At 72.0% G+C, this 24993-nt stretch carries 23 protein-coding genes; 11 read left to right on the forward strand and 12 right to left on the reverse strand.

What is annotated here, in order from left to right; translation table 11 throughout:
- Positions 1-34 precede the first annotated feature (34 nt).
- From ccsB to hemL, 7 genes are all read right to left on the reverse strand, one after another.
- A complete protein-coding gene (ccsB, locus tag ACZ4XJ_RS29370) occupies positions 35-1114 on the reverse strand; it encodes a c-type cytochrome biogenesis protein CcsB (RefSeq protein ID WP_468497960.1) in 1080 nt (359 codons plus the stop codon).
- On the reverse strand, positions 1111-2847 hold the full coding sequence (resB, locus tag ACZ4XJ_RS29375; protein ID WP_468497961.1) for a cytochrome c biogenesis protein ResB: 1737 nt from the start codon (positions 2845-2847) through the stop codon (positions 1111-1113). Before resB ends, ccsB begins: the two co-directional genes overlap by 4 nt.
- A gap of 13 nt (positions 2848-2860) precedes the next feature.
- Positions 2861-3634: a cytochrome c biogenesis CcdA family protein gene (locus ACZ4XJ_RS29380; RefSeq protein ID WP_362879888.1), complete on the reverse strand. Its 774-nt coding sequence runs from the start codon at positions 3632-3634 to the stop codon at positions 2861-2863.
- Positions 3635-3638: 4 nt separating this feature from the next.
- Entirely contained in the window at positions 3639-4280 is a 642-nt protein-coding gene (locus tag ACZ4XJ_RS29385) for a TlpA family protein disulfide reductase (protein ID WP_468497962.1), read from the reverse strand.
- A gap of 66 nt (positions 4281-4346) precedes the next feature.
- On the reverse strand, positions 4347-5582 hold the full coding sequence (locus tag ACZ4XJ_RS29390) for a polysaccharide deacetylase family protein (protein WP_468497963.1): 1236 nt from the start codon (positions 5580-5582) through the stop codon (positions 4347-4349).
- Positions 5583-5839: 257 nt separating this feature from the next.
- Positions 5840-6487 (reverse strand): histidine phosphatase family protein, encoded by a 648-nt coding sequence (locus ACZ4XJ_RS29395; RefSeq protein ID WP_362879974.1) that lies wholly within the window; start codon positions 6485-6487, stop codon positions 5840-5842.
- Positions 6488-6510: 23 nt separating this feature from the next.
- The gene (gene hemL, locus ACZ4XJ_RS29400) at positions 6511-7845 is read right to left on the reverse strand and encodes a glutamate-1-semialdehyde 2,1-aminomutase (RefSeq protein WP_468497964.1); all 1335 of its coding nucleotides are present in this window, start codon (positions 7843-7845) and stop codon (positions 6511-6513) included.
- Between the two features lie 133 nt (positions 7846-7978).
- Here hemL and ACZ4XJ_RS29405 point away from each other — a divergent pair, with 133 nt between their 5' ends.
- The 3 genes from ACZ4XJ_RS29405 to ACZ4XJ_RS29415 all read left to right on the forward strand — a co-directional run bounded on the left by ACZ4XJ_RS29405 (position 7979) and on the right by ACZ4XJ_RS29415 (position 10114).
- The gene (locus tag ACZ4XJ_RS29405) at positions 7979-8596 is read left to right on the forward strand and encodes a hypothetical protein (protein ID WP_362879884.1); all 618 of its coding nucleotides are present in this window, start codon (positions 7979-7981) and stop codon (positions 8594-8596) included.
- Between the two features lie 69 nt (positions 8597-8665).
- Positions 8666-9187, forward strand: coding sequence for a GNAT family N-acetyltransferase (locus ACZ4XJ_RS29410; RefSeq protein ID WP_468497965.1), 522 nt, complete (start codon positions 8666-8668; stop codon positions 9185-9187).
- 192 nt (positions 9188-9379) lie between these two features.
- A complete protein-coding gene (locus ACZ4XJ_RS29415; RefSeq protein ID WP_362879882.1) occupies positions 9380-10114 on the forward strand; it encodes a Mut7-C RNAse domain-containing protein in 735 nt (244 codons plus the stop codon).
- A 104-nt stretch (positions 10115-10218) separates the two neighbouring features.
- Here the strand turns inward: ACZ4XJ_RS29415 and ACZ4XJ_RS29420 are convergent, their stop codons facing one another.
- Positions 10219-10686, reverse strand: coding sequence for a hypothetical protein (locus ACZ4XJ_RS29420; protein ID WP_362879881.1), 468 nt, complete (start codon positions 10684-10686; stop codon positions 10219-10221).
- Between the two features lie 132 nt (positions 10687-10818).
- Here ACZ4XJ_RS29420 and ACZ4XJ_RS29425 point away from each other — a divergent pair, with 132 nt between their 5' ends.
- Together ACZ4XJ_RS29425 and ACZ4XJ_RS29430 are read left to right on the forward strand one after the other, a co-directional pair.
- Positions 10819-11154, forward strand: a complete 336-nt coding sequence (locus tag ACZ4XJ_RS29425; protein WP_362879880.1) for a YnfA family protein — start codon at positions 10819-10821, stop codon at positions 11152-11154.
- 89 nt (positions 11155-11243) lie between these two features.
- On the forward strand, positions 11244-12014 hold the full coding sequence (locus ACZ4XJ_RS29430; RefSeq protein ID WP_468497966.1) for an SDR family NAD(P)-dependent oxidoreductase: 771 nt from the start codon (positions 11244-11246) through the stop codon (positions 12012-12014).
- A 33-nt stretch (positions 12015-12047) separates the two neighbouring features.
- On the opposite strand, the gene ACZ4XJ_RS29435 is transcribed toward ACZ4XJ_RS29430, so the two are convergent.
- Together ACZ4XJ_RS29435 and ACZ4XJ_RS29440 are read right to left on the reverse strand one after the other, a co-directional pair.
- On the reverse strand, positions 12048-12383 hold the full coding sequence (locus ACZ4XJ_RS29435) for a polysaccharide deacetylase family protein (RefSeq protein WP_468497967.1): 336 nt from the start codon (positions 12381-12383) through the stop codon (positions 12048-12050).
- Between the two features lie 78 nt (positions 12384-12461).
- Positions 12462-13466, reverse strand: a complete 1005-nt coding sequence (locus ACZ4XJ_RS29440) for a DUF8094 domain-containing protein (RefSeq protein WP_468497968.1) — start codon at positions 13464-13466, stop codon at positions 12462-12464.
- A gap of 680 nt (positions 13467-14146) precedes the next feature.
- Between ACZ4XJ_RS29440 and ACZ4XJ_RS29445 the strand changes: the two genes are divergently transcribed.
- On the forward strand, positions 14147-14308 hold the full coding sequence (locus tag ACZ4XJ_RS29445; RefSeq protein WP_468497969.1) for a hypothetical protein: 162 nt from the start codon (positions 14147-14149) through the stop codon (positions 14306-14308).
- A gap of 53 nt (positions 14309-14361) precedes the next feature.
- Here the strand turns inward: ACZ4XJ_RS29445 and ACZ4XJ_RS29450 are convergent, their stop codons facing one another.
- A complete protein-coding gene (locus ACZ4XJ_RS29450; protein WP_468497970.1) occupies positions 14362-15555 on the reverse strand; it encodes an RtcB family protein in 1194 nt (397 codons plus the stop codon).
- A gap of 176 nt (positions 15556-15731) precedes the next feature.
- Here ACZ4XJ_RS29450 and ACZ4XJ_RS29455 point away from each other — a divergent pair, with 176 nt between their 5' ends.
- From ACZ4XJ_RS29455 to ACZ4XJ_RS29465, 3 genes are all read left to right on the forward strand, one after another.
- A complete protein-coding gene (locus ACZ4XJ_RS29455) occupies positions 15732-16697 on the forward strand; it encodes a DUF3558 domain-containing protein (RefSeq protein WP_468497971.1) in 966 nt (321 codons plus the stop codon).
- Between the two features lie 136 nt (positions 16698-16833).
- Positions 16834-17649: a DUF3558 domain-containing protein gene (locus ACZ4XJ_RS29460; RefSeq protein WP_468497972.1), complete on the forward strand. Its 816-nt coding sequence runs from the start codon at positions 16834-16836 to the stop codon at positions 17647-17649.
- 89 nt (positions 17650-17738) lie between these two features.
- A complete protein-coding gene (locus tag ACZ4XJ_RS29465) occupies positions 17739-19127 on the forward strand; it encodes a DUF2637 domain-containing protein (RefSeq protein ID WP_468497973.1) in 1389 nt (462 codons plus the stop codon).
- A gap of 88 nt (positions 19128-19215) precedes the next feature.
- Here the strand turns inward: ACZ4XJ_RS29465 and lysS are convergent, their stop codons facing one another.
- Positions 19216-20976, reverse strand: coding sequence for a lysine--tRNA ligase (gene lysS / locus ACZ4XJ_RS29470; protein ID WP_362884027.1), 1761 nt, complete (start codon positions 20974-20976; stop codon positions 19216-19218).
- Positions 20977-21129: 153 nt separating this feature from the next.
- Here lysS and argS point away from each other — a divergent pair, with 153 nt between their 5' ends.
- On the forward strand, positions 21130-22902 hold the full coding sequence (argS, locus tag ACZ4XJ_RS29475) for an arginine--tRNA ligase (RefSeq protein ID WP_362884025.1): 1773 nt from the start codon (positions 21130-21132) through the stop codon (positions 22900-22902).
- Between the two features lie 188 nt (positions 22903-23090).
- Positions 23091-24911 carry a hypothetical protein gene (locus tag ACZ4XJ_RS29480; RefSeq protein WP_468497974.1) on the forward strand — a complete coding sequence of 607 codons (1821 nt, stop codon included), beginning with the start codon at positions 23091-23093 and terminating at the stop codon, positions 24909-24911.
- The last annotated feature ends 82 nt before the right edge of the window (positions 24912-24993 follow it).

Here is a 24993-nt window from a genome sequence, read left to right on the forward strand (position 1 = left end):
GGGCGGCGGGGCCGCTCGGAGCCGCCGGTGGGCGTCAGACGCCGGCGTACGAGTGCTTGCCGCTGAGCAGGATGTTCACGCCGTAGTAGTTCCAGATCCAGCAGGCGAACGCGAACAGCGCCAGGTAGGCGGCCTTGCGGCCCTTCCAGCCGGCCGTGGCGCGCGCGTGCAGGTAGCAGGCGTACGCGACCCACGTCACGAACGACCAGACCTCCTTGGGGTCCCAGCCCCAGTAGCGGCCCCAGGCGTCGCCCGCCCAGATCGCGCCGGCGACGATGGTGAACGTCCACAGCGGGAAGACGGCCGCGTTGATGCGGTACGAGAACTTGTCGAGCGAGGCCGAGGAGGGCAGCCGCTCCATCACCGAGGTGCGGAAGCGGCCCGGCGTGCGGCCCGCCTCCAGGTGGCTCTCGTAGCTGTCGCGGAACAGGTAGAGCACCGCGCCGGCCGCGCCGATGTAGAAGACGGCGCCGCAGAAGATGGCGGTGGAGACGTGGATCCACAGCCAGTACGAGTCCAGCGCCGGCACCAGCTGGTCGCTGTCGGTGTAGAGCACCTTGACCGCGATGCCGAGGTCCAGCAGGACGGTGGTGACCAGGATCAGACCGAGCCAGCGGACGTTCTTCCTCAGCGCGAGGAGCAGCAGGTACGCGCCGACGGCCACCGTGGAGAAGGTGATCGAGAACTCGTACATGTTGCCCCAGGGGGCCCGCTGCACCGACAGCGCGCGGGCCACGACGCCGGCCGCCTCGATGAGGAAGCCGAGCGCGGTCAGCGAGACCGCGACCCGCCCGTACAGGTCGCCCTGCTGGTCCCCGCCGGCGGCGCCGGGGCCGTCCGGCACGTCGCGCGAGCCGGTGGCCGAGCGGGTGATGACCTTCGGCTTGTCGAGGACGGCGGTGCCGCCCTTGCCGCGGACCTGCACCGCGGGCGCCCCGGCCGGTTGCGGCGCCGTCAGCGCCGCGGCCGTTCGGGCCACCTTGCTGCGGCTGCCGAAGGTCCACTCGGCGATGTGCGCGAGGAAGGCGAGCGTGTAGACCGCCATCGACGAATAGATCAGGTAGTTGCTGATCTGCGCCAGGTTCTCATTGGCTGCGACTGCGAGCGGCGTCATCCGCGCTCCCCTTCAACGTTTTCCTTGACAGGTTGTCCGGGCGCCGAGGGCGCCTGCTGGTGGAGGGCGGCGGACAGCACCGCGAGTTCCTCCGGGAGCCTGGCGGACTCGCTGCGGCCGAGGCCCGCCATCTCGACGACGGTGACGCCGTCCTTGCCGGTCACCGCCCGGACCCAGATCCGGCGGCGCTGGATGAACAGTGAGGCGGCCAGACCGCCGATGGCGACGACGGCGCCCGCGAGGGCGAGGCCGTTGGCGGGCTGCTGGGTGACCGAGAAGGTCGCCCAGCGCTCGATGCCCTCGAACTTCACGGTGCCCGCGCCGTCCGGCAGGGTCATCGTCTCGCCGGGCAGCAGCCGCTTCTTGAACAGCTCGCCCTGCTCGTCCTTGAACTCCTTCATCTTCGAGGTGTTCAGCTGGTACACGTTCTGCGGCAGGCCCGAGTCGACGCCGAGGCTGCCGTGGTAGGCGCTGAGCGCGAGGACGGGGAAGTCCAGCGCCGGGAACTGCGAGAGCATCGTGCCATGGCCCTCGCCGGCGAAGGTCGGCACGAACATGGCGTTGAAGCCGAGCTGCTCCGCCTTGCCGTCCTTGTCCTTGTAGCCGTCGGTGACCTTGATGGCGCCCGAGGAGCTGAGGTTCGCGTCGAAGGGCAGCATCGGCACGGCGTCCTTGTAGATCACCTTGCCGTCGGGCGCGGTCACCGAGATGACCGGCGCGTAGCCGTGGCCGAGGAGGAAGATCTTGGAGCCGTCGACCTCCAGCGGCTTGTTGACCTCGATCTCGGTCCTGACCGGCTTGCCGTGCGCGCCCTCGCTGAAGGAGACGTACGCCTTGAAGTCGCGCGGGGTGCCCTTCTGCGGGCCGCTCGTCTCGTACGTCGCGTCGAACTTGTCCAGGGTGAACGAGAACGGCGGCAGGCTGTCGGGCGAGAAGAGGCCGCCGTACTTGAAGTCGTCGTACTGGGTCAGCGTGTTCGAGAAGCCCTTGCCGCGCAGGACGAGCTTGCCGCCCTCGGACTTGTAGAGCTGCCCGACCGCGAAGGCCACCAGCATGAAGATCAGGGCGATGTGGAAGGCCAGGTTCCCGGCCTCGCGAAGGTAGCCCTTCTCGGCGGCGACGGCCGTCCCGGAGGCCTCCGTACGGAAGCGCCGGCCGCCCAGCAGGGTCCTCGCCGAGGCGAGGACCTCCTCGGGGGACTTCTCCGTGCGCCAGGTCGCGTACGCCGGCAGCCGGTCCAGGCGCCGGGGGGCGCCCGGCGGGCGGCCGGCGAGCTGGCCGACGAACTGCCAGGTGCGCGGCACGATGCAGCCGATGAGCGACACGAACAGCAGGATGTAGATCGCGGAGAACCACACCGAGCTGTAGACGTCGAACAGCTGGAGCTTCTCGGCGATCGGCACCCAGAACTCGTGCGCGTCCTTCCACTCGGCGACCTTCATCGCGTCGACCTGCGTCTGCGGGACGAGCGAGCCGGGGATCGAGCCGAGGGACAGTAGGAAGAGCAGGATCAGCGCCACCCGCATGGAGGTGAGCTGCCGCCAGAACCAGCGGGCCCAGCCGATCACGCCGATGCCGACGGGGGCCGACGGCGCGTCCTCCAGCGGGGCCGTGGACAGCTGCGCGCCGGCCGCGGCGTCGGTGGCGTCCGCGGCGGGGTCGACGACTTCGGTGGGGTCCGCGGGGGCGGAGTCGTGCGGCGCCTCGCCGGGCGCCCTGTCGGTCGTACTCATGTCCGTGTAGTCCTCAGATCCCCACCGTGAAGCTCTCGCTCCAGCTCTGCATCTCCATGACGATGCTGCCCCACCATCCTGTGACGAGCAGGATGCCGGTGAGGACCAGCATGCCGCCGCCGATGCGCATCACCCACGCGTAGTGCTTCTTCACCCAGCCGAACGCTCCGAGCGCCTTGCGGAAGGCGACGGCGGCGAGGATGAACGGTACGCCGAGTCCGAGGCAGAAGACGGTGGTCAGCAGCGCGCCGCGGCCGGCGCTCGCCTGCTCGAAGGCGAGGCTGTTGACGGCTGCGAAGGTCGGGCCCATGCAGGGCGTCCAGCCGACGCCGAACAGGACGCCGAGCACGGGCGCGCCGAGCAGTCCCGCCGTCGGCTTCCTGTGGAAGCGGAACTCGCGCATCGTCAGGCCGGGGATGAGCCCCATGAAGAACAGGCCGAGGACGATCACCAGGGCGCCGAGCACCCGGGAGATCACGTCCTGGTGGGCCTGCAACGTCTGGCCGAAGTACCCGAAGAGCGCGCCGGTCGAGACGAAGACGGCGGTGAAGCCGAGGACGAAGAGGGTGGCCCCGGCGACCATCCGGCCGCGCCGCGCCTCGGCGAGGTCCACCCCGCCGACGCCGGTGACGTACGACAGGTAGCCGGGGACCAGCGGCAGCACGCAGGGCGAGAAGAAGGACACCAGACCGCCGAACAGGGCGATCGGCAGGGCGGCCAGCAGGCCGCCGTTCAGGACCGTGGTGTTGACGCCGATCGGCTCGGCGGCCAGGAGGTACTCGACCACGAGGTCACTTCTCCGCGAGGAGCGGGTCGATCATCGAGCGCAGCTGCTCCTCGTTGAGCGCGACGAGGGCGCGGGCCGCGATCCGGCCCTGCTTGTCGAGGACGATCGTGGAGGGGATGGCCTGCGGGTTCAGCGTGCCCTTGGGGAAGCGGAGCATCAGCTTGCCGTCCGGGTCGTAGAGGCTGGGGTAGGTGATCCCGTACGTCTCCTCGAAGGAGGCCGCGTTCTGCTTGCTGTTGTCGCGGGTGTTGAGGCCGACGAAGGTGACGTCCTTGCCGGCGTCGGCCATCTCCTTCGAGACCTTCGCGAAGTACGGGGCCTCGGCGCGGCACGGCGGGCACCAGGAGCCCCAGACGTTGAGGACGACGACCTTGCCCTTGAGGGTGGTCGTGTCGAGCGTCGGGCCGGCGACCGTCTCGCCGTCGAGCTTGGGGGCTTCCTTGCGGTCGGCCGAGGCAACGGTGGCGATGCCGCTGGGGCCCGCCACGTAGTTGCCGCCGGCGGACCCGGAGGGCTTGCCGCCGTCCCCGTCGCCGCACGCCGTCAGGGTCAGGGCGCTCGCGAGGGCCACCGCGGTCAGCAGGGCGGCGCGGCCGCTGGTCGAGCGGCGGCTACTTCGGCGGCGAAGGGCGCGGCTAAGGCTCATGTGAAAAGTTTCGCATGACCGATTTGCGGATCTTCCGCACCCCCCGACGCGAAGTCAATGCGCTGGTCAGGTACGGGAGAGGTACGTGGACCAGCCACCGTCCGGCTGCTTGCCCGGTCCGAGGGCGTGCAGTTTGGCCAGTACGGCGGGGTCCTGGACGTCCAGCCAGTCGGTGAACTGCCGGAAGGATATGAGGCGTACGTCCTTTTTGCGCGCCATGCTCTTGAGGGCCTCCTCGACGGCGTCCATGTAGATGCCGCCGTTCCACTCCTCGAAGTGGTTGCCTATGAAGAGGGGAGCGCGGTTGGTCTCGTAGGCCCGTCGGAAGCCGCCGAGGTAGGTGGCGGTGGCCTGGGAGCGCCAGCCGGGGTAGTTGGCGGGGACGCCCTTCGTCGAGTTCTTCGACTGGTTGGCGAGGATGTTGTAGTCCATCGACAGCACGTCGAAGGAGTGCCCGGGGAAGGGCAGCGACTGGAGCGGCAGGTCCCAGATCCCTTCCTTCTTCACCGGCCAGGTCTGCAGGCCGCCGGGCGAACTGGCGTCGTAGCGCCAGCCCAGTTCGCGGGCGACGGGCAGCAGGGTGTCGCGGCCCAGCAGGCAGGGGGTGCGCCCGCCGACCAGTTCCTTGCGGTAGTCGAAGGGCAGCGGTTCGAGATCGACGAAGCCCGTGTTGGTGCGCCAGCCCGTGACGAACGACACGGCCTGGTCGATCTCGGTGCGCCAGTCCTCGGAGGTCCAGCGGGCCACGGAGCCGGGGCCGGCGCAGAAGTGGCCGTTGAAGTGGGTGCCGATCTCGTGCCCGTCGAGCCAGGCCTGGCGGACGTGGCCGAGGGTGGCGCGGATGTTCTCGTCCTTGAGGTAGCCGATGTCGGAGGCCCCGACGGGGTTGCGCGGCGGCTTGTAGAGGTGCTTCTTCGACTCGGGCAGCAGATAGAGGCCGGAGAGGAAGAAGGTCATGGTCGCGTCGTGGTCGCGGGCGAGCTTGAGGAAGCGCGGGAACAGGCCGTTGCCGACCTCGCCCGCCCCGTCCCAACTGAAGACGACGAACTGCGGCGGCGTCTCGCCCGGCTGGAGCGGCACGGGCGCCGGGGGCTGCCGGGGCTGCCCGCCGGTGTCGGCGGTGGAGCCGTCACCGATCGGCTTGGCGTCGGGTTTCGCGGGGCCCGCGGTGGAGTCCGGGCCCGCGCCGCCCTGTTCGGATCCGCCGCCTCCGCCGCCACAGCCCGCGACGCCCATCGCGGCGGCGGCGGCAGCACCGAGTCCGAGCAGTGTCCTTCGACTGAAGTCTCGTACGTCGCTCATGAAATGTCATATAAACGGACAATCCAGGGGCGCCGACACCCCGCCCCGCCCGAGCGCACGGAACTTGAGCGAACTCATCCCCAACCATGGCGTCCTTTTGACCTTCACGGCGCAACCGGACCGCGAGGCACGGTCGCGGGGGCGCCGGGGTCGTCAGGCAGCGGGGGCCCCGGGGCGGCCGGCGGCGGGCCCACTCGACCGAGGACGGCGGCCGGCCCGGGCCGGGGGGATCGCACGGCCCCCCGGCCGAGCGGGAATCAGGCCCCGAAGGCCTTCGACTTGCCCTTCACCGGCTTCGCCCCGGCCAGCAGGTGGGCCGGAACCAGGTCGCGCGCCGGCTCGCTGTAGCCCACCGACACCAGCCGCTCGCCCTGGTACGTGAACGACGTCAGCGAGGCCAACGTGCACTGCCGGCGCCGCGGGTCGTGCCACAGCCGCCGCTTCTCCGCGAAGCTGCGCACGATCCAGATCGGCAGCTGGTGGCTGACCGCCACCGCCTCGTGCCCGCGCGCGGCGTCCCGCGCCGCCTCGATCGCGCTCATCATCCGCACGACCTGCTCGACGTACGGCTCGCCCCAGGACGGCTTGAACGGGTTCGTCAGGTGCTTCCAGTTGCCCGGCCGGCGCAGCGCGCCGTCGCCGACGCCGAAGGTCTTGCCCTCGAAGACGTTGCCCGCCTCCAACAACCGCCCGTCGGTCGCCAGGTCCAGGCCGTGCGTCTTGGCGATCGGCACGGCCGTCTCCTGCGCCCGCTCCAGCGGGGACGCCACCACGTGGCTGATGTCCCGGTCCTGGAGGTGCTCGGCGACCCGGTCGGCCATCTGCCGGCCGAGCTCGGAGAGGTGGTAGCCGGCCCGGCGGCCGTAGAGGACGCCGTCCGGGTTGTGCACCTCGCCGTGCCGCATGAGGTGGACCACGGTGATGTCGCTCACGCGCCCGCCTCCGGCTTCGCCTCGGCGGCGGCGCGGGCCGCGGCCGGCAGGGCGGCGGCGATGCGCTCGACCGCCCGCTCGTCGTGCGCCGTGGACACGAACCAGGACTCGAACGCCGACGGCGGCAGGTAGACGCCCTGCGCCAGCATCGAGTGGAAGAACCCGTTGAAGCGGAAGCTCTCCTGCTTCTTCGCGTCGTCGTAGGTGCGGACCTCGTCCGCCGTGAAGAACACGGAGAACATGTTGGAGGCCGTCTGCAACCGGTGCGTGACGCCCTCCTTGGTCAGCGCGCCGGTCACCAGACCCTGGATCTCCCGGGAGACCGCGTCGACCTTCTCGTACGCCGCGTCGTCCAGCAGCCGCAGCTGCGCGAGACCGGCGGCCGTGGCGATCGGGTTACCGGACAGCGTGCCCGCCTGGTAGACCGGGCCGGCCGGGGCCAGGTGCCCCATCACGTCGGCGCGCCCGCCGAAGGCCGCCGCCGGGAAGCCGCCGCCCATGACCTTGCCGAAGGTCATCAGGTCGGGCTTGACCCCGTCCACGCCGTACCAACCGGCGCGGGAGGTACGGAATCCCGTCATCACCTCGTCGGAGATGTACAGGGCGCCGTTCTCCCGGCACAGGTCGGCGAGCCCCTGGTTGAAGCCCTCGCCCGGGGTCACGACGCCCATGTTGCCGGGCGCCGCCTCGGTGATCACACAGGCGATCTCGCCGGGGTGCGCGGCGAACGCGGCCCGGACGGCCTCCAGGTCGTTGTAGGGCAGCACGATCGTGTCCCCGGCCTGCGCGCCCGTCACGCCCGGGGTGTCCGGGAGCGCGAAGGTCGCGAGTCCGGAGCCGGCGGAGGCCAACAGGGCGTCGACGTGTCCGTGATAGCAACCGGCGAACTTGACGATCTTGGCGCGGCCGGTGAAACCACGGGCCAGCCGGATCGCCGACATGGTCGCCTCGGTGCCGGACGACACCAGGCGCACCTGCTCGACGGGCTCGATGCGGGCGACGATCTCCTCGCCGAGGGCGACCTCGCCCTCACCGGGCGTGCCGAAGGACGTGCCGCGGGCCACGGCGGCCTGGACGGCCTCGATCACCTGCGGGTGGGAGTGGCCGAGAATCATCGGTCCCCACGAGCAGACCAGGTCGACGTACTCACGCCCGTCGGCATCGGTCAGGTAGGGACCGGTACCGGACACCATGAACCGGGGCGTACCGCCCACGGCACGGAAGGCGCGGACCGGAGAGTTCACGCCGCCGGGGGTCACGAGGGACGCGCGCTCGAAGAGCGTCTGCGAAACTGGGGCTTCATACGGGTACGGGTAGCTCACACCAGCCATGGTCTCAGAGGCCGCGACAGACTTGCGGACGGGCGTTTCACCGCGCCGCCGCGGGGGAGGTCACTGCCATGATGATCAGGCTGCGTGGCGGGGGCCGCGGGGCCGGGGCAGGCAATACCAGTCGGGTGGAGATATGCAACGCGGTGGTGGACCGGGCGAGGGCACGGACGGCCTGGACCCGCAGCGCGCCCGTGATGCCCGCCGCCGAGGCAAGCACCGGCGCCGCGGAGCGGAAGCCGCGGACCCCGTACCGGGCCCCACCCGAGACCCTGACGGCGCCCTCGGCCCGGACGGCCTCCCCCGGGGCCGCGGCATGGGAGTGACCTACAAGTACTTCGGCGCCCCCGACGGCGCGACCGCCGCCCGCGTCCCCGTCACGATGCGGCCGGAGGAACTGGGCGGCGACGAGCTCGGCACCGGCGGCATGTTCACCAAGATCAAGCCGGAGACGGTCGCCGCCATGGTGCTGACCGGCATCGAGGGCATACCCCTCCACAAGGTTCCGCCGCTGGAGCTGGTCGTCCTCCACCCCGACTACGCGGTGGTCAAGCTCCCCATGACGGTCGTCGACCCGCTGCGCGGCGTGGGAGAGGAATCCGTCGGCGCGGCCGCCTTCATCTGGTCCACGGTCCCCGACCGCGGCGGCCCGCGGGACGCGTTCAACGTCTACCAGCTCCTGCACGAGTGGCAGGACTTCTCCCACCGCCTCCACGAGGCGGGCCACCAGCCGTACTGCCTGGTCTGGCCCTGACCGGGCCGACCAGACCGGGCCGACCCGCGCGGAGGGCCGGCCGGGCGCCGGGGTGCGTAGCGTGGGTCCATGGAGACACACGTACGGTTGGAGCCCTGGGCCGCCGGGGACTTCTGGCTGCTGGAGCGCAAGAACGAGCCCGTCATGACCGAGCACCTCGGCGGACCCGAGTCACCGGAGAAGCTCGCCGACCGGCACCGCCGCTACCAGGAACTCGGCGCCGGCGAACCGGCCGCCGGACGGATGTTCCGGGTGGTGCTCACGGACACGGACGAGACCGTCGGCTCGATCGGCTACTGGGAACGGGACTGGCGCGACGAGCCGGTGTACGAGACCGGTTGGGCCGTCCTCCCCGAGTTCCAGGGCCGGGGCCTGGCGGTCGCCGCCCTGGCGGAACTCGTCCGCCACGCCACCGCCCACGGCAACCGCCGCGCCCTGCACGCCTTCCCTGGCATCGACCACCCGGCGTCCAACGCGGTCTGCCGGCGCGGCGGGTTCACCTGCCGGGGGGAGGTCGACTTCGAGTACCCGGCCGGCGTTCCGCACCCCAGCAACGACTGGCGCCTGGAGCTGACCCCGACCGCTTCCTGAACCGGCGGGCGGGCGTGCGGGCGCTCCGGCCGCCCGGCCGTTCGGCTCCGCGCCTTCGGCCCGCTCGGCTCCGCGCCGTTCGGCCCGCTCGGCTCCGTGCCCTCCGCCCGCTCGGTTCCGGCCGTTCCGGCGGCGGGCGCGACCGCCGTAATCCGGCGGCGCGGGCCGGGACCGCGATGGCATGCTGACCCCGTGAACGGTCCCGACATTCAGCTCACCCTCGCCCCCGAACTGCGCCTCTTCGCCCCGCCCAGCCGGCGCGCCGAACGCGTACCGACCACCACCGACGGCGCGTCCAGCGTCGGCCACGTCGTCGAGTCGGCGGGCGTCCCCCTGACCGAGGTCGGCCGACTGCTCGTCGACGGCACCGAGGTACCCCTCTCGTACGTCCCCCGCGAGGGGGAGTCCGTCGAGGTGTTCGGCGTGGACCGGCCCCAACGGGTCGCCGGCGCACCGCTGCGCTTCCTGCTCGACGTCCACCTCGGCACCCTCGCCCGCCGGTTGCGGCTGCTCGGCGTCGACGCCGCGTACGAGAACGAGGACATCGGCGACCCCGCACTCGCCACCCGCTCCGCGGCCGAACAGCGCGTCCTGCTCTCCCGCGACCGTGGACTGCTGCGCCGCCGCGAGCTGTTCGCGGGCGCGTACGTCTACAGCGACAACCCCGACGAGCAACTGCGCGACGTCCTGGGTCGGTTCGCCCCCGTGCTCACCCCCTGGACCCGCTGCACCGCCTGCAACGGCCCGCTGAGCGCGGCCGACAAGGACAGCGTCGGCGACCGGCTGGAACACGGCACGCAGCGCTCGTACGACGTCTTCGCCGAGTGCACGGCCTGCGAACGCGTCTACTGGCGCGGCGCGCACCACGCCCGCCTGGAACGCATCGTGGTCGACGCGGTGGCGGAGTTCGGCGGCGGCGCGGGGTAGTACGGGGGCGCGGGGCGGCCCGAGCGCGGGCGACCGGTATCGGAGACGCCCGCCCGGCACCGCGCGCCGCCCGGCACCGCGCGCCCCGCTCGGGGCGCCGCCGCTCAGAACGCGTAGTCGTCGCCCGTGTCCAGGGCCAACACCACGTGGTCGTCGTTGGTGCGGTTGCGGTCGGTCGCCCCGCCGTTCCACCAGGTGTCGATCCGCACCACCACCTCCGACGGCCGCTCCCGCAGGTTCAGCGCCAGCCCGATGTGCCGGCCCCTGCCGTGCTCCGGGAGCGGGCCCGTCTCGCAGACCACCTCGCGCTGTCCGGCCCGCGCACAGCCCCCGGCGAGGTGCTGCACGTCGGCGAGGTCCACCGACAGGCGGACCCGCAGGGTCGCGTTCGCCAGCGCCGAGGGGCCGTCGTTCTCCGGGACCATCCACACCCGCAGCTGCCCCTGGGTCAGGGACACCCGCCCGTGGTAGGCCAGATCGGCCTCCGGGCCCGCCCAGGCGCCGGCCTGCCCGGCCCCGCCGAGCACCAGCAGGCTCGCCACCACCACACTCCGTACGGCACCACGACGCACCGCGACCACCTCCTCGCGCGGACGCTAGCCGGCCCGCCCGCCCCCCGATCGGACCATCACACGAACGAGGGCGAGCCCTCCCCCCATTCGCCGGACGACCCCCGCCCCGTCCGCCTGCGTAGGCTTCCGGCCATGCCGATCGCCCGCTCCGCGCTCCTCTTCGTCCTCGCCGCCCTCCTGGAGATCGGCGGCGCCTGGCTCGTCTGGCAGGGCGTGCGCGAACACCGGGGCTGGGCCTGGATCGGCGCCGGCGTGATCGCGCTCGGCCTGTACGGGTTCGTCGCCACCCTCCAGCCCGACGGCGACTTCGCCCGGGTCCTGGCCGCCTACGGCGGGGTCTTCGTCGCGGGGTCCCTGGTCTGGGGCATGGTCGCCGACGGCTACCGGCCCGACCGCTGGGACGTCACGGGCGCCCTCGTCTGCCTCGCCGGCATGGCCATCATCATGTACGCGCCACGCAGTCACTGAGCGGGCGGCCCGACACGCGCCCGCCCGACCTCCCGTCCCGGCCTATGCTGACGGAAATCGCCCGTACGAACGAACGAGGAGCCCCGCCCATGAGCACGGCCACCCGCACCGCCGTCATCACCGGCGCGAGCAGCGGAATCGGCGCGGCCACCGCCCGGCAGCTCGCCGCAGCCGGCTACCACGTCGTCCTCACCGCCCGCCGCAAGGACCGCATCGAGGCCCTCGCCGCCGAGCTCACCGCCGCGGGCCACGAGGCCACCGCCCACGCCCTCGACGTCACCGACCGGGGCGCCGTCGACGCCTTCGCCGTCTCCTTGGAACGCTTCCCCTCCGTCGACGTCCTCGTCAACAACGCCGGCGGCGCCCTCGGCGCCGAGCCCGTCGCCACCGGTGACCCCGCGGACTGGCGCACGATGTACGAGGTCAACGTCATCGGCACGCTCCACGTGACCCAGGCCCTGCTCCCGGCCCTCACCGCCTCGGGCGACGGCACGGTCGTCGTCCTCTCCTCCACCGCGGGCCACTCCACCTACGAGGGCGGCGCGGGCTACGTCGCCGCCAAGAACGGCGCCCGCGTCATCGCCGAGACCCTGCGCCTGGAGATCCTCGGCCAGCCGGTCCGCGTCATCGAGATCGCCCCCGGCATGGTCAAGACCGACGAGTTCGCCACCACCCGCTTCCGCGGCGACACCGAGAAGGCCGCCAAGGTCTACGCGGGCGTGGCCGAGCCCCTGTCCGCCGACGACGTGGCCGACACCATCACCTGGGCGGTGACCCGCCCCAGCCACGTCAACATCGACCTCCTGGTCGTCCGCCCCCGCGCCCAGGCCTCGAACACGAAGGTCCACCGCGAGCTGTAACCCCTCGGGGCCGACCCGGTCCGGCCGCGCCGGTCAGACCAACCCGGCCGACTTCAGGTGCCGCACGAGGGCCGCCGGCTCCAGCCCGGCGGCCTTCGCCGCGTCCAAGGCACGCCGGAGGTCGGCCGCCGGCGTCGGCGTGAAGTGCGGCAGCACGATGTCCCCCGCCCGCAGCCGCGGCGTCGGCGGCGTCTGCCCCCAGGTCGTGAAGTCGTGCGTCCAGGTGATCAGCGCCTTGCCCCCGCACGCCTTCGCCGCGAGCCGTACGTCGTCGTTCACGACCCCGTACGGCGGCCGCAGCAGCTCCGGCGCTCCCCCGAAGGGAGCCTCCACCCGCTCACCGGCCCCGCACACTTCGGCATCCTTCACCGAGCGAGCACGGCGACGAGCACACGGGATCTCCCCATGCCACACACCCCGGTCCAGAACACCTTCGCCGTCGCGGTCCTACTCGGGGTCTCCCTCCGCCGAAAGTGGGCGCGGACGGAGGCAGTTGCACGCCACCGCCTCGGCCGGACCCCGCTCCGGCACCTCCAACGTCACCGTCACGCTCCACCGCACCGTCGTCCGCCGCCACCGGCGCGACTCCCCACCGCTCTGCGGCGCTTCCCCGGCGCCCAGCAGCACCTCCACGTCGGCGTGCGAACCCACGCCGCCCTGCGGGAACGTCACCGAACGGTCGCCCGTCCACCGATCGGTCCGGGTGAACGCGCACGTCACCAGCGCCTTCCCGTCCGCCAACCGGACCACCGGCAGCTCGACCCCGCCGGCCGCCGGCGCGAAGGCTTGCTCCCGGGTCACGATCCGCCAGTTCCCACCGGCCGCCGCGTTGGCCGCCTCGACCACCCCGCTCGTCAACGGACCCGGCACGAAGTCCGCGCTCTCCGTCCGGCCCTCCGGCGCGGTGAAGCTCATCCACTCCGCGTACCGCCCGCACACCTCCCGGTCCGCGCCGGCCCTCGGCGAGAGCGCGGCCTCGCCCCCCGCGCCCCGCACGAAAGCCGCGACCTCACGGGGTCGCACGTCGTAGCCGTGGAGCGCGGCGGCGTTGTCCTCGAACACCCCTGCTTTGCGGGGCGTGTCGTACACCCAGGACAGGACGGCCGCCTTCCACTCCGCTCCCGCCGCCTCCTGGACGAAGTAGTGCACGGCGCGCGCCCGCGGGTTGTCGATCGGCGAATCACCCCGACTCAACGCGACGAACGTACGCGGGTACCCGGGCTGGTCCCGCTCCGCCGGAATCAGGAACTCCGGCCGCCGGAACACCCCCGCCTCCCAGTCGGCCTTCCGTTTGCGCCGCGCCTCGACCACGGCCAGGCTCTCCGCCAGCAGCGGCCCGGTCTCCACCCGGGCGAAGCCGTCGGCGTCCAGCCCCGCGACGGCCGCCCCGCGCGCCGCGACGTACCGGTCGAACACCTGCTGCGCCTGCCACACCCCGATCACCGTCGCCACGGGCGCCACCGAAGGCCGCGCGGCAGCCTTGGCGTCGGCATCCCCGCCCGCACACCCACCGACCCCGAGCACGCATACCGCCACCACCCCGGCCACCACCGCCCGCACCCGCCACCGACCAGCCACGACGACCCACTCCCCCACCCACCGAACGACCGGAACAGCGCATGGAAACACGCCGCCGACCACATCCCGGACGCGCCCGGATCACGATCGGAACAGCGCCGACCGCGCCCCTCCCCGGATGACCCCACTCGGCGACCTGGACCCTGTGCTCTCTTGAGGCCAGGACCATCATCAACGAACTCGGCATCCCTTACGGCAAGAAGTCCCTGAGCGTCAAACCGCCGCGCACCGACTTCGCCCGCCCCGACTACCTCCGCGGAATCATCGACGCGGACGGGTCCCTCGGCTGGACCGCCCAGGGTTTTCCGTTCCTGTCCCTGACCTCGGCGAGCACGGCCCTGGCGGCCTTCCTCTGCCACTACGGCAAGAAGATCACCGGAACGGGGCGCACCATCTCCCGGAACGCGCGGGACGGCGTCTACAACGTCTGCTACTACAAGGAGACGGCCCAGCAACTGGCCGCGCACCTCTACTACGACGGCTGCCTCGCCCTCGCCCACAAAAGGGCGAACGCCGACGCGATCCAGGCTTGGATCAGGCCCGCCGGAATGCGGGTGGCCCCGCCGCGACGTCCCTGGACCGCCCAGGACGACGCCGTACTCGTCCGCCTCGGTGACGCGGCCGCGGCGGCCACGGCCCTGGACCGCACTGAACAGAGTTGCGTCATGCGCCTGTGGCGGATCCGCAGCGGCCGGGTCGCCGTCGCCCCGCAGTAAGCGAGGGCACGTGCGAGGGGCGCCACCGAAGTGGCGCCCCTCGCACGGTCTGTTCAGCCCTTGATGCAGATGACCTGCTTCAGCTTCGCGACGACCTGGACCAGGTCGGTCTGCTGCTCGATGACCTGGTCGATCGACTTGTAGGCGGCCGGGATCTCGTCCACGACCCCGGAGTCCTTGCGGCACTCCACGCCCTGCGTCTGCTCCACCAGGTCGCGCGCCGAGAACCGCTTCTTCGCCGCCGTACGGCTCATCCGGCGGCCCGCGCCGTGCGAGGCGGAGTTGTAGGACTTCTCGTTGCCGAGGCCCTTCACGATGTACGAGCCCGTCCCCATGGAACCCGGGATGATCCCGTACTCACCGCTGCCGGCGCGGATCGCGCCCTTCCGCGTGACCAGCAGGTCCATGCCGTCGTACCGCTCCTCCGCCACGTAGTTGTGGTGGCAGCTGATCTCCTGGTCGAAGGAGACCTTGGCCTTCCGGAACTCCTTCCGGATGACCTCCTTCGAGAGGCTCATCATCACGGCGCGGTTGTACTTCGCGTACTCCTGCGCCCAGAAGAGGTCGTCCCGGTAGGCGCGCATCTCCGGCGTCGCCGCGAGGAACACCGCGAGGTCCCGGTCGACCAGGCCCTGGTTGTGGGAGAGCCCACGGGCAACGTTGATGTGGAAGTCCGCCAACTCGTTGCCGATGTTCCGGGATCCGGAGTGCAACATGATCCACACCGAACCGGAGACATCGATACAAAGTTCCCAGAAGTGGTTGCCTTGCCCCAAACTTCCCATTTGTCGCCCAGCCCGCTCCCGACGGAACTTCACCGCGTCCGCGACGTGGTCGAAGCGCTGCCACAGGTCCCCGAACCCCGCGTCGGCGAACCCGTACAGGCGGGTCGGGTCGACGGCCTCGCGGTGCATGCCCGCCCCCACCGGAATCACCTGCTCGATGCGGGACCGCAGTTTCGACAGGTCGCCCGGCAGGTCGTTCGCCGTCAGGGAGGTCTTCACCGCGGACATGCCGCAGCCGATGTCGACGCCCACCGCCGCCGGACAGACCGCGTCCTTCATGGCGATGACCGAGCCGACCGTGGCGCCCTTGCCGTAGTGGACGTCCGGCATGACGGCCAGGCCCTTGATCCACGGGAGGCCGGCGGTGTTGTGGAGTTGGCGCATCGCGCTGTCCTCGACCGACGCCGGATCCGTCCACATGCGGATCGGGACCTTTCCTCCCGAAACCTCTACGTACGACATACGGCGTCAACCCCCCGGAAACCACAGAAAATTAGGAATACGCAAAAAGCGGCGCTCATCACCCCAAAACAGTCAGGGGACCGGCGCCGGCACCAGCGTGTGCGATAGACATTGTGTCCATCCGCGCCCAAGTCGCGGCAACGCATTTTCCCCAGGGAGCCAGGGAGCCAGTGGACGTGGAGCGCAAGACGGTACGTCGGCGGGTCCTCCCGGGCATCGCGATGCTCACCGCGATCGCGGCCGCCGTGACGGGCCTCGGCGGCTGCACCGACGGCAACGGCGGCGGTACGAACGACCCGAAGAACGGCGGCAGCACCGCCCCGCCGGCCCAGCCCGGGAAGTACCGCAGCCTGCCGCAACCGTGCAAGGCCGCCGACGGCAAGCCGCTCAGGGCGATGCTCCCGGCCGCCGACTCCCTCACCACCGAGGCGCGCGAGCGGCTCTACGAGGGGATCGCGGACGCCTCGTACGACGGCGACCGGCACGTCGGCTGCCGCTGGAACTCGCAGGTCCCCGAGGGGACCCTGCTGCTGTCGGTGAACTTCGAGCGGGTGGTCTCGTACGACCGCGCCACCACGAGCGACGACGAGAAGGCGCACGAGGTCTACGTCAGCCGGCTGACGGCGGCCCAGCTGCCGTTCCCCGGCCCGGTCACCACCCCCGGCGGAACCCCGGGCGGAACCCCCGGCGCGAACCCCGGCGCGACGCCGGGCGCCAACCCGGGCGCGAACCCCGCCCCGAACCCCCCGGCCACCGCACCGCCCGCCGCCCCCTCGACGGCGCCCTCCGCGCCCCCCGCGAGCGGCCCCGCCGCGCCGTCCGCCTCCGGCTCCGGTGCGCCTTCCGGTTCCCCTGCCGGTTCCCCCTCCGGTTCGCCCTCCCCCAGCGCCCCGCCCGAGCTCGGCTCCCGGGTCCTGGAGGGGCTCGGCGACGAGGCCTACCTCGACGACAAGCTGAGCGCGGCCGGCGCCACCGCCGCCCGACCACGCACCGTACGGATCGTGTTCCGCACCTCGAACGTGATCGTCACCGTCGAGTACAGCGTCCAGCCGACCGGGCCGGGCGCCGTGCCCCCGAGTACGGAAACGCAGGACAAGGCCCGCGTGTTGGCCGAGGCCCTGGTGGAGCGGTTCAGCGACTGACAGCCCCGCCCGCCGGGGGTTGCGCGCGGCCCGCGTGACGGCGCGCACAGCAGGCGGACGCCCGGTCGGGCTACCGTTGCACGGGTCCCGCGCCCGCAACGGGTCCGAAAGTAGACCCTCAACGTCTGAAGGAACCATGCACCGATCAGCCTCGCGCCTCACCCGCGTCCTCGCCTGCGCAGCCGTCCCGGTGATACTCACCGTCGCCGGGTGCTCCTCCGACTCGGGCAAGGACTCGGCGAAGGACTCCGGCAAGAAGTCCGAATCCACCGCGTCGTCCAAGCCGAGCGCGAAGGCGGCGCCCGTGCTGGAGAAGGTGGCGTTCGCGAAGCTGCCCGACCCCTGCAAGACCGTCGCGGCGAAGTCCATCGACATCTACGTCCCCGAGGCGAAGGAGAAGAACGGCACGGCGACCAAGTCGAACGACCTCGCCAGCCGCGCCAGCTGCTCCTGGAACGGCCTCGACACGGACGGCCTGAAGGGCTCGCAGTACCGCTGGCTGTCCATCTCCCTCGTGCGCTACGACTCGCACGCCTCGCTCGGCAGCGGCAACAAGCGCGCCGAGGAGCAGTACAACAAGCAAATCGAGGCGTCGAAGACCACCGAGGGCGCGAACGACGTCAAGGTCGAGCAGGCCGGCGGGGTCGGCGACCAGGCCTCGTCCGTCGTGTACGCGGTCAAGAAGGACGTCGACTTCTCGAACACGACCATCGTGACCCGCACCCAGAACGTCGTGATCACCGTCGACTACAACGGCGCCGCCTACGAGGGCGCCGGCGCCCCGGACAAGAAGAAGCTGCTGGAGAACGCCATCGCGGCGGCCAAGGAGAGCGTGGCGTCGATCGCCACCGCGAACCAGGAGGCGGCGCCTTCGCAGTCCGCCGGCGAGGGCTCCCCGTCGGCCGCACCGTCGGGTTCCGCTTCCGAGTCCGCATCGGCTCCGGCCCAGTAGCACGCCGCTGGGGGGACCTACGGGACCACTGACATCCAGTCACCCGTACGCTGTGCCTGCCGTAGCTCGAACAGGGGAGGGGATCGCGTGTGGCCGCGATGCAGCTGACACGTACGCACCGGATACTCATCGGTGTCGTGGTCGCCGGAGCCCTGGTCATCGCGGGCATCGGTTTTGCGGGTTCGTACTCCGCCGTACGGGCCCTGGCCCTGCAAAAAGGGTTCGGCAGCTTCTCGCTGGTGTTCCCGATCGGCATCGACGCGGGCATCTGCGTCCTGCTGGCGCTGGACCTGCTGCTGACCTGGATGCGGATCCCGTTCCCCCTGCTCCGCCAGACCGCCTGGCTGCTGACCGCGGCGACCATCGCGTTCAACGGCGCGGCGGCCTGGCCGGATCCGCTCGGTGTCGGCATGCACGCCGTGATCCCGATCCTGTTCGTGGTCACGGTCGAGGCCGCCCGGCACGCCGTGGGCCGGATCGCGGACATCACCGCGGACCGGCACATGGAGGGCGTGCGCATCACGCGCTGGCTGCTCTCCCCCATCCCCACGTTCAAGCTGTGGCGCCGGATGAAGCTGTGGGAGCTGCGCTCCTACGAGCAGGCCGTCACCATGGAGCAGGACCGGTTGATCTACCAGGCGCGCCTCCAGGCCCGGTACGGGCGGGCCTGGCGCCGCAAGGCGCCGGTGGAGGCGCTGATGCCGCTGCGGCTGGCCCGGATCGGCGTCCCGTTGTCGCAGACCGCCCCGGAGGGCCTGGCGGCGGCGGGCATCGACCCGGTCCTGCTGCCCCCGGCAACGACGGCTACGGCAACGACGGCTACGGCGGCGGAGGCCGCCCCCGCCGCGCAGGTCACCCAGGCCGGCCCCGCCGCCCCGGCCCTGCCGGCGGCGGCCGCCCCCGCACACCCCGAGCCGGGGACGACGGCCGGCCCCACGGTCCCGGACCAGGTGCGGGCACCGGACCAGCCGCAGCCCCAACCCCAGCCGCAGCCCGCGGTCCAGCCCCAGCCCGCCGCCGCGCACACCCCGCCGGCCTTCGCGGTGGACCCGACGGCCATGCCCGCCGCCCACAACAGCGCCTGGTTCGCCGGTCCCGTAGCCCCGGACGCGACCAAGTACAAGGGCGACTACAACCCCCAGCAGGTCGAGACCCCGGCGGCGCAGACCCCCGTACCCCCAGCGGCCCCGGCGGCTCCGACGGCTCCGACGGCTCCGGCCGAGCAGTCGCCCGTACCCGCCCCCCGGGACGAGGCCGGCGCGGACCTGGACCAGGAGAAGTTCGAGGAAGCGGCGTACGAGGCGTACCGCGCGTACGTCGAGGAGCGCAACGGGCACCCGAGCGCCAAGCAGGTGGACCAGGCCCTCACGGAGCTGTACGGGCCCATCCACCCGGACAGCGTCTCGTTCATCGACGCGATGATGCCGACGCTGAAGCAGCGCTACCAGCGCGACCTGGAGAACGACTTCATCGCCTGAGTCACCGGACGGACGACCCGCCACCGGAGAACGCGGACGGGCCCGCACCCCGAGGGGTGCGGGCCCGTCCGCGTCCACCTGTACCGGCTCAGACCGCCAGCAGCGTGCGCACCCGGTCCGCCCCCACCGCGAGGAGCAGCGTGGGCAGGCGCGGACCGGTCTCCCGGGTCACGAGCAGTCGGTAGAGCAGCGCGAAGAAGGTGCGCTGGGCGACCTTGAGCTCGGGCGTCGGCTTGGCGTCGGGCTCCAGCCCGGCCATGACCTTCGGCACGCCGTAGACGAGCGTGGTCAGCCCGTCGAGGGACCAGTGGGTGTCGAGGCCGTCCACGAGCATCCGCAGCGACTGCCGGGCCTCCTCGTCGAGCGAGGACAGCAGCTCGGTGTCGGGCTCCTCGCGGACCAGGGTGCGCTGGTCGGCCGGGACCTGGGTGGTGATCCAGCTCTCGGCGCGGTCCAGGCGCGGCCGTACCTCGTCGAGCGAGGTGAGCGGCTGCTCCGGGTCGAGGTCGCTGAGGATGCGCAGGGTCTGCTCGTCGTGCCCGGCGGTGATGTCGACGACCGACGCGAGGGTGCGGTAGGCCATCGGGCGCGGGGTGCGGGGCAGCTCGTGCGAGGCGACGCGGACGGCGCGGGTGTGCGCGGCCGCGTCGGCCGGGAGCACGGAGCCGTCGGCGACCTTGCCCTCCAGCTTGTCCCACTCGTCGTACAGGCGTTGGATCTCCTGGTCGAAGGCGATCTTGAACGACTGGTTCGGCTTGCGGCGGGCGTAGAGCCAGCGCAGCAGCTGCGGCTCCATGATCTCCAGCGCGTCGGCGGCCGTCGGGACGCCGCCCTTGCTGGAGGACATCTTCGCCATGCCGGAGATGCCGACGAACGCGTACATCGGGCCGATCGGCTGCTCGCCGCCGAAGATGTGCACGATCTGGCCGCCGACCTGGAACGACGAGCCGGGCGAGGAGTGGTCGACGCCGGAGGGCTCGAAGATGACGCCCTCGAAGGCCCAGCGCATCGGCCAGTCGACCTTCCAGACGAGCTTGCCCCGGTTGAACTCGCTGAGCTTGACCGTCTCGGTGAACGCGTCCTCGGCGCAGACGTAGGTCAGCTCCGTGGTCGCGTCGTCGTACGAGGTGACCTTGGTGAAGTCCTTGCCGCATTCGGCGCAGTACGGCTTGTACGGGAAGTACCCGCCCTCGCCGGCGCTGCCGTCGTCCTCGGCGGCCGCGCCGGAGCCCTCGGCGGCCTCCAGCTCGGCCTCGTCGACCTGCTTCTGCTGGGGCTTCTTGCCCGGCTTCTGCTTGGTGCGGTACTGGTCGAGGACGGCGTCGATGTCCCCGCGGTGCTTCATCGCGTGCAGGACCTGCTCGCGGTAGACGCCGGAGGTGTACTGCTCCGTCTGGCTGATCGGGTCGTACTCGACGCCGAGCTCGGCCAGCGCCTCGACCATGGCGGCCTTGAAGTGCTCGGCCCAGTTCGGGTACGCGGATCCGGCCGGGGCCGGGACCGAGGTCAGCGGGCGGCCGATGTGCTGCGCCCACGACTCGTCGATGCCGGGGATGCCGGCCGGCACCTTGCGGTAACGGTCGTAGTCGTCCCAGGAGATGAGGTGGCGGACCTCGAAGCCCCGGCGGCGGATCTCGTCCGCGACCAGATGCGGGGTCATGACCTCGCGCAGGTTGCCCAGGTGGATCGGGCCCGAGGGGGAGAGTCCGGACGCGACGACGACAGGTTTGCCGGGTGCTCGGCGCTCCGCCTCGGCGATGACCTCGTCCGCGAAACGGGAGACCCAGTCGGTCTCGGTGCTGCTCTGAGCCACGACACGTCCTTCTACTCGAATGCTGGCTTCAGCCATTCTCCCAGACGGAGGGGAGCGCTCCGGGGTTGCTTCCGCTCCTTGGTGTCCCGCTGATATCCCGCGAGGCCTTCGGCGCCCGCGTGGGATACTCGGCACTTGTCGGAACACCCAAGTGCGTCCTCACGTGCAACCTCACAGGAACGGCAGCTCATGGCCTCGGTCCCTTCCCTCGCTTCTTCCGTCGATCAGCGCGTCGCGGACGCCCTTGCCTCCGCCCTGCCGGAGGCCGGTGCGACCGACCCGCTGCTGCGACGTAGCGACCGGGCCGACTTCCAGGCCAACGGGATCCTCGCGCTCGCGAAGAAGGCCAAGGCCAACCCGCGCGAGCTGGCGACGACCGTGGTCGAGGCCATCGCGACCGGTGACCTGATCCGGGAGATCGAGGTCTCCGGCCCCGGCTTCCTCAACATCACGATCACCGACCGGGCGATCATCGAGACCCTCGCGGCGCGCGCCGCGGACGACCGCCTCGGTGTCGCGCTCGCGGCGAACCCGGGCACGACGGTCATCGACTACGCCCAGCCGAACGTCGCGAAGGAGATGCACGTCGGCCACCTGCGGTCCGCCGTGATCGGCGCCGCGATGGTGGAGATCCTGGAGTTCACGGGCGAGACCGTGGTGCGTCGCCACCACATCGGCGACTGGGGCACCCAGTTCGGCATGCTGATCCAGTACCTGCTGGAGCACCCGCACGAGCTGGACCACAAGTCGGACGGGGAGGTCTCCGGCGAGGAGGCCATGTCCAACCTGAACCGGCTGTACAAGGCCTCGCGCGCCGTCTTCGACTCCGACGAGGAGTTCAAGACGCGCGCCCGGGCCCGCGTGGTCGGCCTCCAGGCCGGCGACCCGGAGACGCTCGCCCTGTGGCAGCGGTTCGTGGACGAGTCGAAGATCTACTTCTACTCCGTCTTCAACAAGCTGGACATGGACATCCAGGACGCGGACGTCGTCGGCGAGTCCGGCTACAACGACATGCTGGTGGAGACCTGCAAGCTGCTGGAGGACTCGGGCGTCGCCGTCCGCTCCAACGGCGCGCTGTGCGTGTTCTTCGACGAGTACAAGGGCCAGGACGGCAACCCGACCCCGCTGATCGTCCAGAAGTCCGACGGCGGTTTCGGCTACGCGGCGACCGACCTGTCAGCGATCCGTGACCGCGTCGGCAACCTGAAGGCCTCGACGCTGCTGTACGTCGTCGACGCCCGTCAGTCCCTGCACTTCAAGATGGTCTTCGAGACGGCCCGCCGCGCCGGCTGGCTGAACGACGAGGTCGAGGCCGTCCAGCTGGCCTTCGGCACCGTCCTCGGCAAGGACGGCAAGCCGTTCAAGACCCGTGAGGGCGAGACCGTACGGCTCGTGGACCTGCTCGACGAGGCCGTGGAGCGGGCGACGGGCGTGGTCCGCGACAAGGACGCGGAGCGCGGGCTGCTCACCGAGGAGGAGATCGTCGAGAACGGCCTCCAGGTCGGCATCGGCGCGGTCAAGTACGCGGACCTGTCGACCTCGGCCGCGCGGGACTACAAGTTCGACCTGGACCAGATGGTCTCCCTGACCGGCGACACGTCCGTGTACCTCCAGTACGCGTACGCCCGCATCCGGTCCATCCTGCGCAACGCGGGCGACCGTTCGCCGGTGGCCCACCCGGAGCTGGAGCTGGCGCCGGCGGAGCGGGCGCTGGGTCTGCACCTGGACGCGTTCGGGGCGCTCGTGGAGGAGGCGGCCGCGGAGTACGCGCCGCACAAGGTGGCCGCGTACCTGTACCAGTTGGCCTCGCTGTTCACGACGTTCTACACGGAGTGCCCGGTCGTGAAGCCGCAGCCGGAGCTCGTCGTCGGTGAGAACCGGCTGTTCCTGTGCGAGCTGACCGCCCGCACCCTCAACAAGGGCATGTCCCTCCTCGGGATCCGCACCCCCGAGAAGCTCTGACACCGGCCCGGCGCACGGCCGGGTGAACTCGCGCACGGCCCCGGCACCCCTGCTCACTCCGCCGGGGCCGTACGCATTTCTGATTTCCATATCTCCCCGCCGGCTCCTTCCGGCTCACTAACCTGGGCGCGTTCCAAGGGGTTTGGGGTGGGTCCGGGCGTGCGTTCGGAGCCCGGGGAGGAAAGAACATGCAGCTCAAGCGCATGGCCGTGGCGGCCGCCGCGGCGGTGGCGGGTCAAACACTGCTGATGGCGGCGCCGGCGATGGCCGAAGACCACCCCTCGGTGACCGTGCCGGACGCCTTGCCGGCGGGGGACGGGGCCGCGGAGCCGGAGGGGGCGGCGGAGGCCGCGCCGGCGGCGGCGGCGCCGGTCGAGGCGGCGGCGCCCGCGCCGGCAGCGGCGCCGGTCCCGGTCCCGGTTCAGGTCCCGGTTCAGGCCGTACCGGCCCAGGCCCAGGCCGGCCGGGCAGCACCGCCGGCGCCGACTTCGGAACCGTCCTCGGCATCGGCGGGATCGGCGGAATCGGCCGAGGAGACGTCGTCGGACCGGCTCCTGATGGGGCCCGAGGTCACCGTCCAGGGCATCCCGCAGGGCGGTTTCCCGGCCGACGGCAGTTGGACGCCGCTCACGGTGACCGTCGACAACTCGGGGCACGTGGCCGTGCCCGGCTACACGGCGGAGCTGGGCGTGGCGCAGGCCGCGGGGGCGTTCACGTCCGCCCAGGTCAAGGTCGAGTACCGGACGGGCGACGGTGTCTGGCAGGCGGCGGCGCCCGTCGACGACCCGGACGCGGCGCCCGCCCTGGGCTACGCCCTGGGCACCTCGGCGGCGGTGCCGGCCGGGCAGGTCCGCACGATCGACGTACGGATCAGCTTCGCGGCGGACACCCCGGTCGTGCTCTTCGACCTGACGTCGGACGGGAGGAGCCGGGTCGGCAACTCGACCGGTACCTCCCCCACGACCTCGTACCCGACCCGGATCACCGGCGCGGCCGGCGGCGACGAGGACCCGGTCCACGTCGTGGGCCCGGCGCTGACGGTGAGCGGCGTACCGGAGAGCGGGCGGGCGGGCGGCGACTGGACGAACCTCTCGGTGCGCGTGGACAACACCGGGAAGGGCGCGCTGGCCGCGTTCGACCTGGGACTGATCATGTCCCGACCGGACTTCGTCGCGATGGAGGCCTCGCAGATCACGGTGGAGGTCCGGCGCACGGGCGCGGACGGGGCGCCGGCCTGGCAGCCCGTCGAGGTCCTCTCCGAGGAGGGCGGCTTCTTCTACGCGGCCGGTCTCACCCAGGGCCCGATCGCGGCCGGCGGGACCTTCGACGTCCCGGTCCGCGTCCGCTTCGCCGCCGACACCCCGACCGGCTCGGTGTCCTTCTTCTCCTGGGGCACGTCCCAGGTCGACGCCGAAACCCCCCCACCCTGGGCCGGCTCCCGCTCCCCCCGCCACCTGACCACCCTCCTGCCCCCGGCCCCCACCCCGAACGAAGACCCGGGCAGCACGCCCGGCGGAGACCCCGGCGGCACGCCCGGCGGAGACCCCGGCGGCACGCCCGGCGGAACTCCTGGAGGCGACCCCGGCGGCACGCCCGGCGGAGACCCGGGCGGAACTCCAGGCGGCACGCCCGGCGGAACTCCTGGAGGCGACCCCGGCGGCACGCCCGGCGGAGACCCCGGCGGCACGCCGGGCGGTACTGGTGGGACCCCGGGCGGCACCCCCGGCGGCAGCGCACCCGGCGGCACGCCCGGTGGCACCCCCGGCGGCAGCGCACCCGGCGGCACGCCCGGTGGCACCCCCGGCGGCAGCGCACCCGGCACCGGTGGCTCGGGGAACGCGCCGGTGCCCAACGGCGGCCTCCAGCCGATCGGCGACCAGCCGTCGGGCGAACTCGCCGCCACGGGCAGCGCCACCGGCTGGGCCCTCAGCGGCGCCGGTCTCGCCGTGGCCCTCGGAGCGGCCCTCGCCGCCGGCACGGGCCGCCACCGCCGCCGCACCACCACCTGACGCCGGCCACCACCCCCGCCACCACCCACGGCGGCCCCCAGCCACCCCGAAGTCACCCGGGGGCCGCCTCCCAGCACCCCAC

Source organism: Streptomyces sp. NPDC029836, assembly GCF_055574495.1.